This is a genomic window from Pseudomonas sp. YQ_6, assembly GCF_043103245.1.
In the GTDB taxonomy this organism is placed as follows: domain Bacteria; phylum Pseudomonadota; class Gammaproteobacteria; order Pseudomonadales; family Pseudomonadaceae; genus Aquipseudomonas; species Aquipseudomonas alloputida.
The window spans coordinates 23,954-40,055 of sequence record NZ_JBICJR010000038.1 but is presented as its reverse complement, the minus strand read 5'-3'; the positions used below and the strand labels follow the sequence as shown (position 1 = coordinate 40,055).

Below are 16,102 nucleotides of genomic sequence, written 5' to 3'. Positions count from 1 at the left end.
GACGACGCCGGATCAGTCAGCTGATGCTGGCATGCAACCGGGTTGGCCGATTGCTGTATACCCCCCAGAACACCCTGTAACGCTACCGATGACCCGCACGCCGGTGTACCGGCTCTCCCCTTTTTGGATGGCCTGAGCTTAAGCGTAGTTGGTTATCTGCAAGGTAAAGGGGCGAGAAAGGCAGAAGTTACGAACGACCGTTCGTCAGATAAGCCGCAAGCCCGCGCGGGGCACGGGCTGCAGGGGAAAATAAAAAATTATTCAGCGTTGCCCTGGGCGGTCTCGGCCGGGTAGGTCGCGCGCCACAGTTCGAAGCCGCCGTCCACGCTGTACACGTCGGAGAAACCCTGGCCTACCAGGTAGGCGGCAGCACTTTGGCTGGAATTGCCGTGATAGCAGACCACCAGGGTTGGCGCGTCGAGGTCGGCGTTGCGGATGAAATCAGCGACCGAGTGGTTATCCAGGTGCCGGGCGCCGGTGATGTGGCCGGCGGCAAAGGCCTGCGGGTCGCGAATGTCGACGACGACCGCACCTTCTTTCTTGCGAAGCTCCAAGGCCTGCTCAGGAGGGATGCGCTTGAATTCGCTCATGGGTACTACTTCCTTCAGGTGTGGTCGTTGAGTGTAGTGGGTTGTGCCGGCTGGCGCAGGGTGCCGTCGTCGGCGCAGTCGCAGCGGTGGTATTGGCCGCTGTCGACGTTGTACAGGGTCATGGCGCCGCCCCATACGCAGCCAGTGTCCAGGGCGATGACGTCGGGCTCGGTGACCTCACCCTGCAGAGCGGCCCAATGGCCAAAGATGATCTTCACGTGGCGTGAGCGGCGGTCCTTGTGCGCGTACCAGGCTTTGTAGCCTTTGGGCGCGCTACCCAGGCCTTCCTTGCTCTTGAGGTCGAGTTTGCCATCGGCCGTGCAGAAGCGCATGCGGGTGAAGTAGTTGGTGATGACCCGCAGGCGTTCGACGCCGGCGAGGTTCTTGCTCCACTTGTTCGGCTCGTTGCCATACATGCCGTCGAGGTACAGCTGCAGGCGGGTGTCGTCACGCAGCACTTCCTCGACCTCGGCAGCGAGCTCCAGGGCTTTGCCAAGGGTCCATTGTGGCGGTATGCCGGCGTGAACCAAGGCGATGCCGCGGGGCTCGTCGTAATGCAGCAGCTTTTGCTGGCGCAGCCAGTCGAACAGCTGGTCGGCGTCCGGCGCTTCGATGATCTCGCGCAGTGTGTCGCTTTTCTTGAGGCGCTCGACGTTGTGCCAGGCGGCCAGCAGGTGCAGGTCATGGTTGCCCAGCACGCAGACCAGTGAATGACGGATCGAGTACAGGAAGCGCAGGGTTTCCAGTGACTCGGGGCCGCGGTTGACCAGGTCGCCGACCAGCCACAGGCGGTCGACGGCGGGGTTGAAACTGACGCGATCGAGCAGGCATTTGAGTGGCTGCAGGCAGCCCTGCAGGTCACCGACGGCGTAGGTGGCCATCAGTGCAGCGCTCCGGGCACTGCCAGCCGGAAGGGGGCAATCTCTGCGTCGAAGCGCTTACCGTCTTCGGCGAACATCTGGTAGCTGCCCTGCATGGTGCCAACGCGGGTGCTGATGACGGCACCACTGCTGTAAGTGTGGCTCTGGCCAGGGTCGATGTTGGGTTGCTGGCCAACCACGCCGGCGCCGCGTACTTCCTCAACCTCGCCGTCACCGTTGGTGATCAGCCAGTGGCGCGACAGCAACTTGGCACTGAGCGAGCCGTTGTTCTGCACGGTAATGGTGTAGGCGAAAGCGAAGCGACTGTTTTCGGGGTCGGATTGTTCTTTCAGGTAGCGGGTCACGACGCTGACGTCGATTTGATAGCGGGGGTCGGACATGCAAGGGCCTTGGGCGAACTGACGCAATAATGCAGTCTAGGCCATTGGGAGGGGGGAGGGCCAGCGGTGATCGGGCTTGGGGGGTGTGTTACCTGTACCGGCCTCTTCGCGGGTAAACCCGCTCCTACAAGGGGTCGCACAGGATTTGAGGGTTGTGCGATCCCTTGTGGCCCGCGAAGAGGCCGGAACGGGCTAAATCAGGCTTTTTGCTGATCAGCCAGTTGGTCAGCCAGGCGCACGAAGGCTGCCAGGTCGAGCTGTTCAGGGCGCAGGCTGCCATCAACGCCAGCAGCCTCGATGGCGGCGCTGTCCAGCAGGCCTTTCATGGTGTTGCGCAGGGTCTTGCGGCGCTGGTTGAACGCTTCGCGAACGACACGCTCCAGCAGCAGGTGGTCCTTGGCCGGGAACGGCAGCACTTCGTGCGGCACCAGGCGGACGATCGCCGAATCCACTTTCGGGGGTGGGTTGAAGGCTCCAGGGCCTACATTGAACAGGTGCTCCACGCGGCAGTGGTACTGCACCATGATCGACAAGCGTCCCCAGTCACCGCCGCCAGGGCCGGCGGCCATGCGCTCGACCACTTCCTTCTGCAGCATGAAATGCATGTCGCGGATCAGCCCGGCGTGGCTGAGCAGGTGGAAGATCAGCGGGGTGGAGATGTTGTAGGGCAGGTTGCCAACCACCTTGAGGCTGCGCGGCGGCACGCCCAGCTGGTTGAAGTCGAACTTCAGGGCGTCGCCCTGATGCAGGCGGAAGTTGCTGCGATCGGCGAACTTGTGCTGCAGGATCGGCACCAGGTCTTTGTCCAGTTCCACCACGTCCAGCTGTGCGCCACTGCCCAGCAGGCCTTCGGTCAGGGCGCCCTGGCCCGGGCCGATCTCCAGCAGGTGTTCGCCGGCCTTTGCGTTGATGGCACGCAGGATGCGGTCGATGATACCGGCGTCGTGCAGGAAGTTCTGGCCGAAGCGCTTGCGCGCCCGGTGTTGGTATTGCTCGTTCATGGTCGGTTCTCGGCCATCTGGTAGGCGGTTTCCAGTGCGACGCGCAGGCTGCCGGTGTCGACTTTGCCAGTGCCGGCCAGGTCCAGGGCGGTGCCGTGGTCAACCGACGTGCGGATGATTGGCAGGCCCAGGGTCACGTTCACTGCAGCGCCGAAGCCTTTGTACTTGAGTACGGGAAGGCCCTGGTCGTGGTACATCGCCAGCACCGCATCGCAGTGCTCCAGATATTTGGGGGTAAACAGGGTATCGGCCGGCAGCGGCCCGCGCAGGTCCATGCCTTCGGTGCGCAGGCGGGCCAGGGTCGGCTCGATGATGTCGATTTCTTCGCGGCCCAGGTGGCCGCCCTCGCCCGCGTGCGGGTTGAGGCCGCACACGAGGATACGCGGGTTGGCAATGCCAAACTTGTCGCGCATGTCGGCATGCAGGATACGGGTTACACGTTCGACGCGCTCTGCAGTAATAGCGTCGGCAACATCACGCAGTGGCAGGTGCGTGGTCACCAGGGCCACGCGCAGGCCGCGGGTGGCCAGCATCATTACCACTTGTGCGGTGCGGGTCAGTTCGGCAAGGAATTCGGTATGCCCGGAAAAGGCGATACCGCTTTCGTTGATCACACCCTTGTGCACCGGGGCCGTGATCATCCCGGCGAAGTGGCCGTCCAGGCAACCTTGGCCAGCGCGGGTCAGGGTTTCCAGCACGAACGCTGCGTTGGCCTTGTCGAGCTGGCCTGGCACCACCGGGGCCGCCAAGGGGGTATCCCAGACGTACAGGCTACCTGCAGGTGCCGGGAGGTCAGGCCATTGGCCCGGGGCTACCGGCAGCAGGCTGACGGCCAGCCCCAGCTGCGTGGCCCGCTCGGCGAGCAGGTCACGGCTGGTGATGGCGATCAGGGGGTGGGGCTGGGCGTCTGCGGCGAGCAGCAGGCACAGGTCGGGGCCTATGCCGGCCGGCTCGCCGGGGGTGACGGCGAAGCGCAGGGGCTTCACTGGGCGGCCTGGTCAGCGCCAGGCAGCTTGATTTCAACGTAGGCTTCGTCGCGGATCTGGCGCAGCCAGGTTTGCAGCTCTTCGTCGTACTTGCGGTTGCGCAGTACGCCCAGGGCCTGCTGTTCGCGAGCCTGCTCGGTGCTATCGGTGGCGCGGCGGCCCAGCACTTCCAGAACGTGCCAGCCGTACTGGGTCTTGAACGGTTTGGTCACTACGCCTTGCTGGGCATTGGCCATCTGTTCACGGAACTCCGGTACCAGGCTGTTCGGGTCGACCCAGTTGAGGTCGCCGCCGTTGAGTGCCGACCCCGGGTCTTCCGAGAAGCTCTTGGCCAGTTCGCCGAAGTCTTCGCCGTTCTTGATCCGATCGTACAGGCGCTCGGCCAGTTGCTGGGTGGCCGCCTCGCTGCGGATCTCGCTTGGCTTGATCAGGATGTGGCGTACATGCACTTCGTCACGCAGCACGTTCTCGCTGCCGCCGCGCTTCTCCTCGAGCTTGAGGATGATGAAGCCGTTGGGGATGCGAATAGGCTGGGTAATTTCGCCCACCGGCATGCTGCTGAGCATCTTGGCGAAGTCGGGTGGCAGCTGACCGGCTTTACGCCAGCCCATCTCGCCGCCTTCCAGGGCGTTTTCGCTGGCCGAGTTGGCAATCGCCATCTGGCCGAAGTCAGCACCCTGGCGCAGTTGCTGGTACACGTCACCGACCTTGCGCGCAGCCTTCTGGATATCGTCCGAGTTGGCGGCTTCCGGGGTTGGGATGAGGATGTTGGCCAGGCGGTACTCTTCCGACATCTGCATCTTGCCCAGGTCTGAGGCCAGGAAGTTCTTCACTTCCTGCTCGGACACCTGAATGCGTTCGGCAACGCGGCGTTGGCGCACGCGGCTGATGATCATCTCGCGCTTGACCTGCTCGCAAGCGTCCTCGAACGACAGGCCGTCACGGGCCAGCGCCGCGCGGAACTGGTCCAGCGACATGCCATTGCGCTGGGCAATGGTGCCAATGGCCTGGTTCAGCTCTTCGTCGGTGATGCGGATGCCAGAGCGCTCGCCGATCTGCAGCTGCAGGTTCTCGACGATCAGGCGTTCCAGGACCTGCTGTTCCAGGGCGCTGGTCGGCGGCACGCCGCCGCCGCGCTTGGCGATGGTTTGCTGGACTTCATGGACACGCTGGTCCAGCTGGCTTTGCATGACCACGTCGTTGTCGACGATAGCCACCACGCGATCAAGAGGTTGCACCGCGGCATGCACCGCGCCACTCAGCAAAGCGACGCCCAGCAACACTGGGCGCAGACGATCAATAAGCTTGGTCTTCACGTTCACGGTAACCTTGAATGCCTTGGTCGAGGAAAGACTCGACCTTGTTGCCAACTACGCCGCCGAGGCCTTTCAGGACGATCTGAAGGAAGACACCGTGGTCGCCTTTTTCGTTCTGTGGAAGGGCCTGGCTGAAATCGTCGTAGTCGATCCAGTAACGGTTGATCAGGCGCAGCTTCCAGCAGCAGTTGTCGTATTCGAAACCACCCATGGCTTCCAGGGTGCGGTTGCGGTTGTAGTCATGCTGCCAGCGAGCGATTACGTTCCACTGCGGCACGATCGGCCAGATGACCGAGAAGTCGTGCTGCTGGATCTTGTAGTAATCCTTGATGTAGTTCGGATCGCCCGGGGTGCCATAGTCACCGCCGCCCACTTTCCAGGTACCCGTGGTCGAGTCGTAGGCAATGGTGTCGTTACGGTAGCGATAACCGAGGTTGACGATCTTGTTCGGGTTGTCTTCAGGCTGGTAGTGGAACATCGCGCTGCCCGAGCGGGTGCTGCGGCTGTCCGGGTCCCAGTTGAAGTCCGAATTGAAGCGCCAGTCGCGGTTGAAGTAGTAGTTGTACACCAGGGCGTATGGCGATACATCGGACTGCGCGTCCTTGCGGGTGCGGTAGTCGATGCCTGGCAGCTGGACCTTGCGGTCCTTGAAGTAGTAGGCCTGGCCGATGCTGAAGTTCTGACGCTCGAAGCCGTTCTCCTCGATCCAGCGGGTGGTCACGCCCAGCGACAGCTTGTTCTCGTCGCCGATGCGGTCGGTACCACTGAAACGGTTGTCACGGAACAGCGAGTCGTAGCTGAACAGGGTTTCACCCGTGTCGAACAGCGGGATGTCCATCTGGTCCTTGTACGGGACATAGAGGTAGAACATGCGCGGTTCGAGGGTCTGGCGGTAGTTGGTGCCGAACAACGAGGTGTTGCGATCGAAATACAGGCCGCTGTCGACGCTGAAAATCGGGATATCGCGGTTCAGGTTGCTTTTGTAGTCGCCGAACACGTCCAGTGTGTCTGCGTTCGCGCCAGCAATGTCGCTCTTGCCCTTGCTATCCAGGTCAAGGTCGTAATGGGTATACATGTACTTCAGCTTCGGCGTGATGTAGCCGTAGCTGGCCTCCATCGGCAGGCTGATGGACGGGGCGACGTTCAGGCGGGTACCGTTGGCACGCGCTACACCGAAGATGTTTTCGTCAAGACGACGACCGGGTACGCCGGCGCTGGCGTCTGGATTGCCATCTTCGTCCAGAACGAAATCGTCCTTCAGATCACGATCAAAACGAACAGCTTCAGTCTCGTACCCAAGGTTCAAACCGCCAGGCTGGAACGGCAGCGTACCGTTCAGGGTCAGCTGCGGCAGGCGATCATACGGCGTGATCTGCGAGATGGTCGCCATCTCGTAGGCATGCACATTCAACCGCGCGGTGTAGCTGTCGCCTCGGTAGGTCAACGCACCCTGCTGGTTCAGCAGGTCGCGGCTTTCCACGCCAATCTGGTCGGACTCCAGGTCCTGGAAGTAGAACGGGTCGCTGATGTCGGTGTAGTCCACCTCGGTCATCAGGCGTTCGTCCAGGCCACCCTTGTGCTGCCAGTTGACCATCCAGCGCTGATCTTTGTAATCCGTCTGATCTTTGCGGTCGTCGTTCTTGTCGTTCAGGTAGGCGCCGCCGAACTGGCCTTCGCTGGAAGGTGTCAGGTAGCGGAACTCGCCTTCCATCAGCAGGCCGCGCTTGGCCATGTAACGCGGGTACAACGTGGCGTCGTAGTTGGGCGCCAGGTTGAAATAGTACGGCGTGACCAGCATGAAGCCGGTGTCGCTGCTGGTGCTGAACGACGGCGGCAGGAAGCCGGACTGGCGACGGTCGTCAATCGGGAAGTAGATGTACGGTGTATAGAACACCGGGAAATCCTTGACCCGAAGCGTAACGTTGGTCGCAGTACCGAAACCGGTGGCCGGGTTCAGGGTGATGTTGTTGCCCTTCAGCTGCCAGGCGTTGCTGCCCGGTTCGCAGGTGGTGTACGTACCGTCCTTGAGGCGGATGATGGCGTTTTCGCCACGCTTGGCGTACAGGGCACTGCCGCGGATGTGCGACTTGTGCATCACGTATTCGGCGTTGTCGACCTGGGCTTCGCCAGTGTCGAGCTGGATCTGGGCCTCGTCACCGACCACCAGCGAACCGTTGTCACGGATCTTGACGTTGCCCTTGAGCTCGCCACGGTTTTCGGCCTGGTAGAGGTTGGCCTCGTCGGCTTCGGCCTGCATGCTGCCCTGGCGCATCACCACGTCACCGGCGAGGGTAGCGATCTGCTGCTCCTGCTGGTACTTGGATACCTTGGCATTGATGTAGGTTGGCGACTCGTCCTTCGGCGTGGTGTCGGCCATGCCCGGGCGGGTTGGCTCGATATACGCGCCACCGCAGTACGGGCCGGTTTCAGCCAGTTGCGCGGCGGTGAGCTTTTCACGCGGAACCCAGTCCAGGTGGCTGTAGTCTTCGCTGCGCGACTTCAGACCACGGCCCTTGGCCTCGGTAACCAGCATGGGCCGGTCCGCAGTTTCGGCTTCGCCCGCCGCTTCGGTACCGGAGCTGACGGCTGCACCTTCGTGCACCGGGCGCGGTGGCAAGTTGTTGACTGGGGTTTTGGGCTTGCAGTCCCAACCACCGGCGGCGGACACTTGGCAGTCGAACTGTTCGGCTGCCACTACGTATGAGGTGGCCAGAGGTTGCAGGGCCAGCAGACCGCCGGTTACCAGCAACGGAAACTTTCTACGAAACGCGGGGGATTTCAATGCCATCTTATTAGTCCGGGCTTCCTGCGTGCCATCTGCCCGCGTGTGGGGCCGCACGCCTCTCGATGGTCTGAAAAAGATGCTGGATAATAAAGCATGACCCGCTTGACGGCTAGGGCCGTCGGAGACCCTTGCAATGCCTGAACACGATGTACGCCTGCAACAACTGACGGTCTGGCTCGATGAGCAGCTCAATGATCTTTTCCGTGACAACGCCTGGGGCGAGGTGCCTGCAGGCAGCTTGACCGCTGCCAGCAGCGACGCCAGCTTCCGCCGCTATTTCCGCTGGCAGGGCGCTGGCCACAGTTTCGTGATCATGGATGCGCCCCCCCCGCAGGAGAACTGCCGACCGTTCGTCGCCATCGACCACCTGCTGGCCAGCGCTGACGTACATGTGCCGCTGATCCACGCCCAGGACCTGGAACGCGGCTTTTTGCTGCTTGGGGATCTGGGCACTCAGACATACCTTGACATCATCAATGCCGACAACGCCGATGGCCTGTTCGCCGACGCCATCGATGCCCTTCTGAAGTTCCAGCGTTTGCCGATGGACGCGCCGCTGCCCAGCTACGACGACGCCCTGCTGCGCCGTGAAGTGGAACTGTTCCCCGAATGGTACGTGGGGCGTGAGCTGGGCCTGAGCCTCACCGATGCACAGAAGGCCACCTGGCAGCGCGTCAGCCAGTTGCTGATCGACAGCGCCCTGGCGCAACCCAAGGTGCTGGTACACCGTGACTACATGCCGCGCAACCTGATGCAGAGCACCCCCAACCCTGGTGTGCTGGACTTTCAGGATGCGGTATACGGCCCGGTCACCTACGACATTACCTGCCTGTTCAAGGACGCCTTTGTTAGCTGGCCGCAGGCGCGGGTCGAAGGTTGGCTGAGCGACTACTGGCAGCAGGCGCAGGCGGCCGGGATCCCGGTGCACGCCGAGTTCGAAGCCTTCCACCGCGCCAGTGACCTGATGGGCGTGCAGCGGCACCTGAAGGTGATCGGCATCTTCGCCCGTATCTGCCACCGCGACGGTAAGCCGCGTTACTTGGGCGACGTGCCGCGTTTCTTCGCCTATATAAATGAAGTGATCGGTCGCCGGCCCGAATTGGCGGAGCTGGGTGAGCTGATTGCCGAGTTGCAGGCCGGAGCGCGTGCATGAAGGCCATGATCCTGGCTGCGGGGAAGGGCGAGCGCATGCGCCCGCTGACCCTGCACACCCCAAAACCGTTGGTCCCGGTCGCCGGCCAGCCGCTGATCGAGTACCACCTGCGCGCCCTGGCGGCAGCGGGCGTGACCGAAGTGGTGATCAACCATGCCTGGCTTGGCCAGCAGATCGAAGACCATTTGGGCGACGGTAGCCGCTTCGGCCTGAGCATCCGCTATTCACCTGAAGGTGAACCGCTGGAAACCGGTGGCGGCATCTTCAAGGCCCTGCCTTTGTTGGGTGATGCGCCGTTCCTGCTGGTGAATGGCGATGTGTGGACCGACTACGACTTCGCGCGTTTGCAGGCTCCCCTGCAAGGCCTGGCTCACCTGGTACTGGTCGACAACCCTGACCATCACGGCCGCGGTGACTTCCGCCTGGTGGGCGAGCAGGTCGTTGACGGCGATGACGCGCCCGGCACGCTGACCTTCAGCGGCATTTCCGTGCTGCACCCGGCGCTGTTCGAAGGTTGCCAGGCGGGTGCCTTCAAACTGGCACCGTTGCTGCGCCAGGCGATGGCGGCCGGCAAGGTATCTGGCGAACACTACCGTGGGCACTGGGTGGATGTTGGCACGCTTGAACGCCTGGCCGAGGCTGAGTCTCTGATTGGCGAGCGCGCCTGACATGTGGTGGCCAGGCACGGTGATAGGTGTGGGTGCCGGCTTTGCCGTTGCGAGCATACCGGGTGCCTTGCTCGGTGCGTTGCTTGGGCAGGCCATTGACCGCCGGCTGCGCTTGCAAGGCTGGGAAGACATGCGCGAACGCCTGGGTGGGCGCCCCGCATTACGCGACGACGAGTTGTTGTTCGTGATGCTCGGGCGCCTGGCCAAGTGCGATGGCCGGGTAGCCGAGCAGCATATCCAGCAGGCGCGTCAGGAGATGGTGCGCCTGGACCTGGCCGAGGCAGCCCGGTTGCGCGCCATCAATGCGTTCAACCGTGGCAAGGCGGGCAAGGACCGGCTTGGCGGGCACCTGCGGCGCATCAGTCAGCAGCCCCACGCGGCGGAAGGTACTTTGCGGGCCTGTTGGCGCATGGTCTGGGCTGACGGCAAGATGGGCAACAAGGAGCGTGAGTTGCTGCTGGACTGGGGGCAGAAGCTGGGCATGAGTCGACGCCAGGTGCAGGCCATGTCCCTGGAGTACGAGCCGCGCAAGGCCACGGGGGCAGAAAGCGTGCCCATGACCTACGCGGCAGCGTTGCGCTTGCTGGCGGTGGACGCAGACACCGACACCGATAAGGTCAAGCAGGCGTATCGTCGGCTTGTCAGCCGGCATCACCCGGACAAGCTGGCAGGTACCGGTGCCAGCGAGGCGCAGGTGCGTGAAGCAACCGCGCGTACCCGTGAGTTGCACCAGGCCTATGCCATGATCCGCAAGCGGCGCGGCCTTTGACGCCCCGCCACAAGGATCAAGACGAATCAGCCCTGAGGGCTCATCCACCCCCGCACCCGGCGGAACAATTGCTCTTGTTCCGCCGCTTTGTTTGCTGGCATGGCAATCAATGACAATTGTCGGTACTGGCTATCCTTCTGCCGCTTGCTGGCCTGCAGCCGTTGCTGGGCTGCGTTGCGGTCAGCGCTGCGGGTGGCGTAGTAGATATCGGCCGTGGGTACCTTCAAGGTTGGGGCCAGGCTTTCCAGGTCCTGCTCAACCCGTGCAGGGGTCTGCGCAGCGACCATCACCAGTTTTTGTACCTGTGGTGGCTGCTTCTCGCTCAGGTAGCGCGCCGCCCAATATGCACCGCTACCATGGCCGATCAGTACGATGCTGCGGGCATTGTGTTGCTGGGCGAACGCCACGGCGGCATCCAGGCGGGCGAAGATGCGTTCGGCATCTGCCGGGTCGGCCTGCTCGCTGGCTTGTTCGGCATCGGTGCTTTCTGCTGTGTCGGCATCGGCTGCGGTGGCTTGGGCCACGTTGGCGTTGGCATCGGCCGGAACGTCCTTGACCGGTGCGCTTTCGCCTTTGTCTGGCGCAGGCGCTGCCGGTGGTGTGGCTTCGACCCGCGCTTGCGGGCTGTCTGCGAGCAGGTCGGGCAGGCTGACGCTCAGGCTGTGCCAGCCGATATCAGGGAATTTTTGCCGCAGTGGGCCGACTGCATTTGGCCAGTCGGCCGTTTCGCCTGCACCAGGGACAATGATCACCGCCCCTTGCGGATCGTTGTCGTTGGCCGGCTTCCACAGGGCCAGGAAGCTGTCGGCACCGGCCTGCAGGGTCTGCTGCTCAGCCTTGGGCAGCAGCCGTTCCAGCGCCAGTGCATCCTCCTGGCTGCGTTCCAGCAAGGGTGGGCGTGGTGCCTCGGCAGCAGGTGCCATGGTATTTGCAGGTGGTTTTTCGGCATCGGCGGCCAGGGCGCCTAGTGGAAGGACCGAGGCCAGGCAGCACATTGCCAGCGTCGTGCGATAAAGTGTGGACATGAGTCAACCCAAGGCCAGAATGAAACCGGCAGCCTAATAGTATTTGCCCGTGACGGCCATGCTGCATGGCCGTCTTTGCCAAGTCGAGCGTATAGATGAAGCGAGTGCGTCGCCTGTTGGTTATCGGCTGCTTGTGGCTGCCCTTGATTGCCTGGGCCAAGCCCGAGGCGCTGCCAACTGTGGTGCTGGAGCCTGACCAGCAGCGGTGGCTGGACACCCACCGTAGCCTGCGTGTCGGCCTGGTGTTGCAGGCACCCTACGCCCAGTTCGACCGGCGTCTGCAGCAACTGTATGGAGCCAATGTGGAGCTGGTGAACAGCCTGGCGCAGACGCTGCGGCTGGACCTCACCTGGCGTAACTTCAGTGACCAGGCCAGTTTGGAACATGCCCTGCAGAGCGGCGAAATCGACTTCGCCCCTGGCCTTACCCAGACGCCGGCCAGCCTGCGCCTGTGGCTATTCAGCGACCCGTACATGCGCGTGCCACAGCTGGTGGTGGGGCCGCGCACCGGGGCCATGGCCGTGGAGCTGGAAAAGCTCGAAGCCGAGCAACGCGTGGCGGTGCGCATGCCCAGCCCGCTGGCGGATTACCTGCGCGGCAACTACGGCAACCTCAACCTGCAGGGGGTGCCCGACGATCGTGAGGCCTTGCAACTGGTGGTAGGTGGCCAGGCCAGTTTCGCCGTGCTGGATGAAGCGCAGCTCAGCCGCCTGTCGCGCGAGAGCGAGTTCAGTGAGCTGGCGGTAGTCGGCGATATTGGCCTGCCGCAGCTGCTGCGTATCGGTTCGCGGCGCGACTGGCCGCTGCTGGCCGATGTACTTGAGCGTGGCCTGCAGGCACTGCCGGCCAAGGAGCTGGAACAACTGCATCAGCGTTGGTTGCAGCCGAAATACCCACGCCTGAGCGAGTCGCCTGGCTTCTGGCAGAACATGGCCTTGCTGTTCGGTCTGTTGCTGTTGTGTGCCTTGGCCACGCTGGTGTGGCAACGCCGTCAGCAGCGCCAGTTGGAGCGCAGCCTGCTGGCCGCGCGGGAAAGCCTTGTTGAGCGCCAGGTGCGCGAAGAGGCGTTGCGCCTGAGCCAGTTCGCCATCGATCAGAGCACCGTGGGTATCCTCTGGGTCAACTGGGACAGCCATGTGCGTTACGCCAACCATGCCGCCGAGCGCATGTTGGGCTACAACGAAGGGGCGTTGCTGGAGCGGCCGCTGAGCGACTTCGAGCCGAGCCTGAACATGGACCGTTGGCTGGAGCTGTGGAAGGGGGCGCGGACAGGGGCGGGGGGGGTCGGTCAGTTTGAGACGCAATGCCAGCGGGCTGATCAAAGCTTGCTACCCGTGGAGCTGTCGCTGAGCTTTCTGCGCTTTCGTGATTCCGAATATCTGGTGGTCTACCTCGCCGATGTCACCGAACGCCACCGTGCCCTGGCGGCCCTTCGCGAAAGCGAGGCGCGGCTCAAGGGCATTGCTGGCAACGTACCAGGGTTGGTGTTTCGCCTGGAACGTGACCCGGCCGAGGGCGATCTGGAGTTCCCCTATATCAGTGAGGGTAGCGAGGCTTTGGTAGGTTATGCACCCAGCGAGATCCAGCACCCGCAGATGGGCCTGCGCAACCTGGTGCACCCAGAGGACCGTGCTGATTATCACAGGGTGCAGGACCTGGCCCTGGCCAGCGACCAGGACTGGTCCTGGCAGGGGCGCATCCTCACCCGGCAGGGCGAACAGCGCTGGGCCGATATCAAGGCCAGCGCCCGGCATCTGGGCAACGGCCAGGTGGTGTGGGACGGTGTAGTCTGGGACATCACACAGGGCAAGCGGGCCGAGCTGGCGCTGGCGAAGTCCCAGGAGCAGTTGCGCGAACTCTCGGCCCACCTGGAGAGCGTGCGTGAAGAGGAAAAAGCCCGTATCGCCCGGGAAGTGCATGATGAACTGGGGCAGATGCTGACCGTGCTCAAGCTGGAAGTGTCGATGTGCGAGCTGGCCTATGCCGAGCTGGACCCTGGCCTGAATGATCGCCTGGCAAGCATGAAGCGCCTGATCGCCCAGTTGTTCCAGTTGGTGCGCGATGTCGCCACTGCCTTGCGTCCGCCGATCCTTGATGCCGGCATTGCCTCGGCCATCGAATGGCAGGCGCGGCGTTTCGAGGCACGTACGCAAATCCCCTGTCTGGTGCAAGTACCCGATAATCTGCCAGCATTGAGTGATGCCAAGGCCACCGGGCTGTTTCGTATCCTCCAGGAGGCGCTGACCAATGTGATGCGTCACGCCCAGGCGCACAGCGTAGAGATTGAGCTGGTACGTGAGGGCGGACAGTTGCGCATGACGGTCAGTGATGATGGCCAAGGCTTTTGCCGCGAGCAGACCCGGCCCACCTCGTTTGGCCTGGTGGGTGTGCGCGAGCGGGTGCTGATGCTGGGGGGGAGCATGACGCTGGAAAGCGAGCCGGGCGAAGGCACCAGCCTGAGCGTGGCCATTCCGTTGGAGTAGGAGAGCAATCGTGATTCGAGTACTGGTGGCCGAAGACCACACCATTGTCCGTGAAGGCATCAAGCAGTTGATTGGCCTGGCCAAGGACATGCAAGTGGCGGGGGAGGCCGGTAATGGCGAGCAGTTGCTCGAAACCCTGCGCCACACACCGTGCGAGGTGGTACTGCTGGACATCTCGATGCCGGGTGTGAACGGCCTGGAGGCGATCCCGCGTATCCGTGCGTTGCACGATGCTCCAGCGATCCTGATGTTGTCGATGCACGATGAGGCACAGATGGCGGCGCGGGCGCTGAAGGCCGGTGCGGCGGGCTATGCCACCAAAGACAGTGACCCGGCGCTGTTGTTGACAGCTATTCGTCGGGTGGCAGGTGGCGGGCGTTATATCGACCCGTCGCTGGCCGACCGCATGGTGTTCGAAGTAGGCCTCACCGAATCCCGGCCGTTGCACACACTGCTCTCGGAGCGGGAGTTTTCGGTGTTCGAGCGCCTGGCCCAGGGCGCCAACGTCAACGACATCGCCCAGCAGTTGGCGCTGTCGAGCAAGACCATCAGCACCCACAAGGCGCGCCTGATGCAGAAGCTGAAAGTGAACTCGCTGGCGGAGCTGGTGAAGTACGCCATGGAGCACAAGCTGATCTGATTGCGACATACGGGTGCCCGAAACTTCCCGAAGCCTCTGTGGGAGCGGGCATGCCCGCGAACGGGCCTGGCCTGCTGATCTCTATGGCTGAGCCGGCCTCTTCGCGGGCATGCCCGCTCCCACAGGTTTCGTGGTTGGCTCGCAAGGGCATTCCAATCCCGCCATCCTTGTAGGGCGATCCTTACAACAAATCTTCCATCCGGATGATGGCATTCTCTCAGTACCCCCGATTTTCGGGCGCTTGCGTCTCTTCTACTCTTTTGCCTACGCAGTCATCCAACAAGAAGGTGCAGGCATGAGCGAGGCGAAGTCGAACGCTGCAACCGGCGAAACGCTGGTCAGCTTCCGTGGTGTGCAGAAGAGCTACGACGGCGAGTCGCTGATCGTCAAAGACCTCAACCTGGATATCCGCAAGGGCGAGTTCCTCACCCTGCTTGGCCCGTCCGGCTCGGGCAAGACCACCAGCCTGATGATGCTGGCGGGCTTCGAAACGCCCACCGCCGGTGAAATCCAGCTTGGCGGGCGCTCGATCAACAACGTGCCGCCGCACAAGCGTGATATCGGCATGGTGTTCCAGAACTACGCGCTGTTTCCGCACATGACAGTGGCCGAGAACCTGGCCTTTCCGCTGACCGTGCGCAACCTGAGCAAGACCGACATCAGCGAGCGGGTCAAACGTGTGCTGAACATGGTGCAGCTCGACGCTTTCGCCAAACGCTACCCCGGCCAGTTGTCCGGTGGCCAGCAGCAGCGGGTGGCGCTGGCCCGGGCATTGGTGTTCGAGCCTCAGCTGGTGCTGATGGACGAGCCACTTGGCGCGCTGGACAAGCAGCTGCGCGAACACATGCAGATGGAGATCAAGCACATTCACCAGCGTCTTGGTGTGACCGTGGTGTACGTGACCCACGACCAGGGCGAAGCGCTGACCATGTCCGACCGCGTGGCGGTGTTCCACCAGGGCGAAATCCAGCAGATCGCCGACCCGCGCACGCTGTACGAAGAGCCCTGCAACACCTTCGTCGCCAACTTCATCGGCGAGAACAACCGCATCAGCGGCACCCTGCTGGCCAGCGATGGCAAACGTTGCCAGGTGCAGTTGCCTCGCGGCGAGCGGGTCGAGGCGCTGGCGGTGAATGTCGGCCAGGCCGGCGAGCCGGTGACCCTGTCGATACGCCCGGAGCGCGTGCGCCTGAACGGCCACAGTGAAAGCTGCGTGAACCGGTTCTCTGGCCGGGTGGCCGAATTCATTTACCTGGGCGACCACGTGCGGGTGCGCCTGGAGGTTTGCGGCAAAGGCGACTTCTTCGTGAAGCAGCCTATTGCCGAGCTCGACCCGGCGTTGGCCGTGGGCGATGTGGTACCGCTGGGCTGGGAGGTGGAGCACGCCCGCGCGCTCGATCCGATTGCCGAAGCCCATTGATGGAT

The 16,102-nt window shown here is 63.0% G+C and carries 14 protein-coding genes; 6 read left to right on the top strand and 8 right to left on the bottom strand.

Annotated features, from left to right (window positions below; all coding sequences use genetic code 11):
- Positions 1 to 257: 257 nt before the first annotated feature.
- The 7 genes from glpE to ACF8FG_RS11995 form a co-directional block, all read right to left on the bottom strand.
- On the bottom strand, positions 258 to 590 hold the full coding sequence (gene glpE, locus ACF8FG_RS12025; protein ID WP_010951742.1) for a thiosulfate sulfurtransferase GlpE: 333 nt from the start codon (positions 588 to 590) through the stop codon (positions 258 to 260).
- Between the two features lie 14 nt (positions 591 to 604).
- The gene (locus tag ACF8FG_RS12020) at positions 605 to 1,471 is read right to left on the bottom strand and encodes a symmetrical bis(5'-nucleosyl)-tetraphosphatase (protein WP_014589444.1); all 867 of its coding nucleotides are present in this window, start codon (positions 1,469 to 1,471) and stop codon (positions 605 to 607) included.
- Positions 1,471 to 1,851, bottom strand: coding sequence for a Co2+/Mg2+ efflux protein ApaG (gene apaG / locus ACF8FG_RS12015; protein ID WP_003255559.1), 381 nt, complete (start codon positions 1,849 to 1,851; stop codon positions 1,471 to 1,473). Before apaG ends, ACF8FG_RS12020 begins: the two co-directional genes overlap by 1 nt.
- A 197-nt stretch (positions 1,852 to 2,048) precedes the next feature.
- Entirely contained in the window at positions 2,049 to 2,852 is an 804-nt protein-coding gene (gene rsmA, locus ACF8FG_RS12010; protein ID WP_070383376.1) for a 16S rRNA (adenine(1518)-N(6)/adenine(1519)-N(6))-dimethyltransferase RsmA, read from the bottom strand.
- Entirely contained in the window at positions 2,849 to 3,838 is a 990-nt protein-coding gene (gene pdxA, locus ACF8FG_RS12005) for a 4-hydroxythreonine-4-phosphate dehydrogenase PdxA (RefSeq protein WP_003255557.1), read from the bottom strand. Before pdxA ends, rsmA begins: the two co-directional genes overlap by 4 nt.
- On the bottom strand, positions 3,835 to 5,160 hold the full coding sequence (gene surA / locus ACF8FG_RS12000; protein ID WP_392518810.1) for a peptidylprolyl isomerase SurA: 1,326 nt from the start codon (positions 5,158 to 5,160) through the stop codon (positions 3,835 to 3,837). Before surA ends, pdxA begins: the two co-directional genes overlap by 4 nt.
- On the bottom strand, positions 5,135 to 7,942 hold the full coding sequence (locus ACF8FG_RS11995; protein ID WP_014589447.1) for an LPS-assembly protein LptD: 2,808 nt from the start codon (positions 7,940 to 7,942) through the stop codon (positions 5,135 to 5,137). The genes surA and ACF8FG_RS11995 overlap by 26 nt, the downstream gene beginning before the upstream one ends.
- A 130-nt stretch (positions 7,943 to 8,072) precedes the next feature.
- Between ACF8FG_RS11995 and ACF8FG_RS11990 the strand changes: the two genes are divergently transcribed.
- Genes ACF8FG_RS11990 through ACF8FG_RS11980 form a run of 3 tightly spaced genes read left to right on the top strand, consistent with a single transcriptional unit; the run spans position 8,073 to position 10,529 of the window.
- On the top strand, positions 8,073 to 9,092 hold the full coding sequence (locus tag ACF8FG_RS11990) for an aminoglycoside phosphotransferase family protein (protein WP_014589448.1): 1,020 nt from the start codon (positions 8,073 to 8,075) through the stop codon (positions 9,090 to 9,092).
- Positions 9,089 to 9,760 (top strand): N-acetylmuramate alpha-1-phosphate uridylyltransferase MurU, encoded by a 672-nt coding sequence (gene murU / locus ACF8FG_RS11985; RefSeq protein ID WP_134698174.1) that lies wholly within the window; start codon positions 9,089 to 9,091, stop codon positions 9,758 to 9,760. Before ACF8FG_RS11990 ends, murU begins: the two co-directional genes overlap by 4 nt.
- 1 nt (position 9,761) lies before the next feature.
- On the top strand, positions 9,762 to 10,529 hold the full coding sequence (locus ACF8FG_RS11980) for a TerB family tellurite resistance protein (RefSeq protein ID WP_010951746.1): 768 nt from the start codon (positions 9,762 to 9,764) through the stop codon (positions 10,527 to 10,529).
- 26 nt (positions 10,530 to 10,555) lie between these two features.
- Here the strand turns inward: ACF8FG_RS11980 and ACF8FG_RS11975 are convergent, their stop codons facing one another.
- Positions 10,556 to 11,554, bottom strand: coding sequence for an alpha/beta hydrolase family protein (locus ACF8FG_RS11975; RefSeq protein ID WP_003255551.1), 999 nt, complete (start codon positions 11,552 to 11,554; stop codon positions 10,556 to 10,558).
- A gap of 95 nt (positions 11,555 to 11,649) precedes the next feature.
- Here ACF8FG_RS11975 and ACF8FG_RS11970 point away from each other — a divergent pair, with 95 nt between their 5' ends.
- From ACF8FG_RS11970 to ACF8FG_RS11960, 3 genes are all read left to right on the top strand, one after another.
- Positions 11,650 to 14,037, top strand: coding sequence for a PAS domain S-box protein (locus tag ACF8FG_RS11970; protein ID WP_318078954.1), 2,388 nt, complete (start codon positions 11,650 to 11,652; stop codon positions 14,035 to 14,037).
- A 7-nt stretch (positions 14,038 to 14,044) separates the two neighbouring features.
- Positions 14,045 to 14,677 (top strand): response regulator transcription factor, encoded by a 633-nt coding sequence (locus tag ACF8FG_RS11965; protein WP_172830947.1) that lies wholly within the window; start codon positions 14,045 to 14,047, stop codon positions 14,675 to 14,677.
- 295 nt (positions 14,678 to 14,972) lie between these two features.
- Positions 14,973 to 16,097 carry an ABC transporter ATP-binding protein gene (locus ACF8FG_RS11960; protein ID WP_003255547.1) on the top strand — a complete coding sequence of 375 codons (1,125 nt, stop codon included), beginning with the start codon at positions 14,973 to 14,975 and terminating at the stop codon, positions 16,095 to 16,097.
- Positions 16,098 to 16,102: the final 5 nt, after the last annotated feature.

Excerpts from the sequence above, each read along its gene's own strand:
- glpE (WP_010951742.1), bottom strand. The coding sequence starts at position 590 with ATGAGCGAATTCAAGCGCATCCCTCCTGAGCAGGCCTTGGAGCTTCGC.
- ACF8FG_RS12020 (WP_014589444.1), bottom strand. The coding sequence starts at position 1,471 with ATGGCCACCTACGCCGTCGGTGACCTGCAGGGCTGCCTGCAGCCACTC.
- apaG (WP_003255559.1), bottom strand. The coding sequence starts at position 1,851 with ATGTCCGACCCCCGCTATCAAATCGACGTCAGCGTCGTGACCCGCTAC.
- rsmA (WP_070383376.1), bottom strand. The coding sequence starts at position 2,852 with ATGAACGAGCAATACCAACACCGGGCGCGCAAGCGCTTCGGCCAGAAC.
- ACF8FG_RS11995 (WP_014589447.1), bottom strand. The coding sequence starts at position 7,942 with ATGGCATTGAAATCCCCCGCGTTTCGTAGAAAGTTTCCGTTGCTGGTA.
- ACF8FG_RS11990 (WP_014589448.1), top strand. The coding sequence starts at position 8,073 with ATGCCTGAACACGATGTACGCCTGCAACAACTGACGGTCTGGCTCGAT.
- murU (WP_134698174.1), top strand. The coding sequence starts at position 9,089 with ATGAAGGCCATGATCCTGGCTGCGGGGAAGGGCGAGCGCATGCGCCCG.
- ACF8FG_RS11980 (WP_010951746.1), top strand. The coding sequence starts at position 9,762 with ATGTGGTGGCCAGGCACGGTGATAGGTGTGGGTGCCGGCTTTGCCGTT.
- ACF8FG_RS11975 (WP_003255551.1), bottom strand. The coding sequence starts at position 11,554 with ATGTCCACACTTTATCGCACGACGCTGGCAATGTGCTGCCTGGCCTCG.
- ACF8FG_RS11970 (WP_318078954.1), top strand. The coding sequence starts at position 11,650 with ATGAAGCGAGTGCGTCGCCTGTTGGTTATCGGCTGCTTGTGGCTGCCC.
- ACF8FG_RS11960 (WP_003255547.1), top strand. The coding sequence starts at position 14,973 with ATGAGCGAGGCGAAGTCGAACGCTGCAACCGGCGAAACGCTGGTCAGC.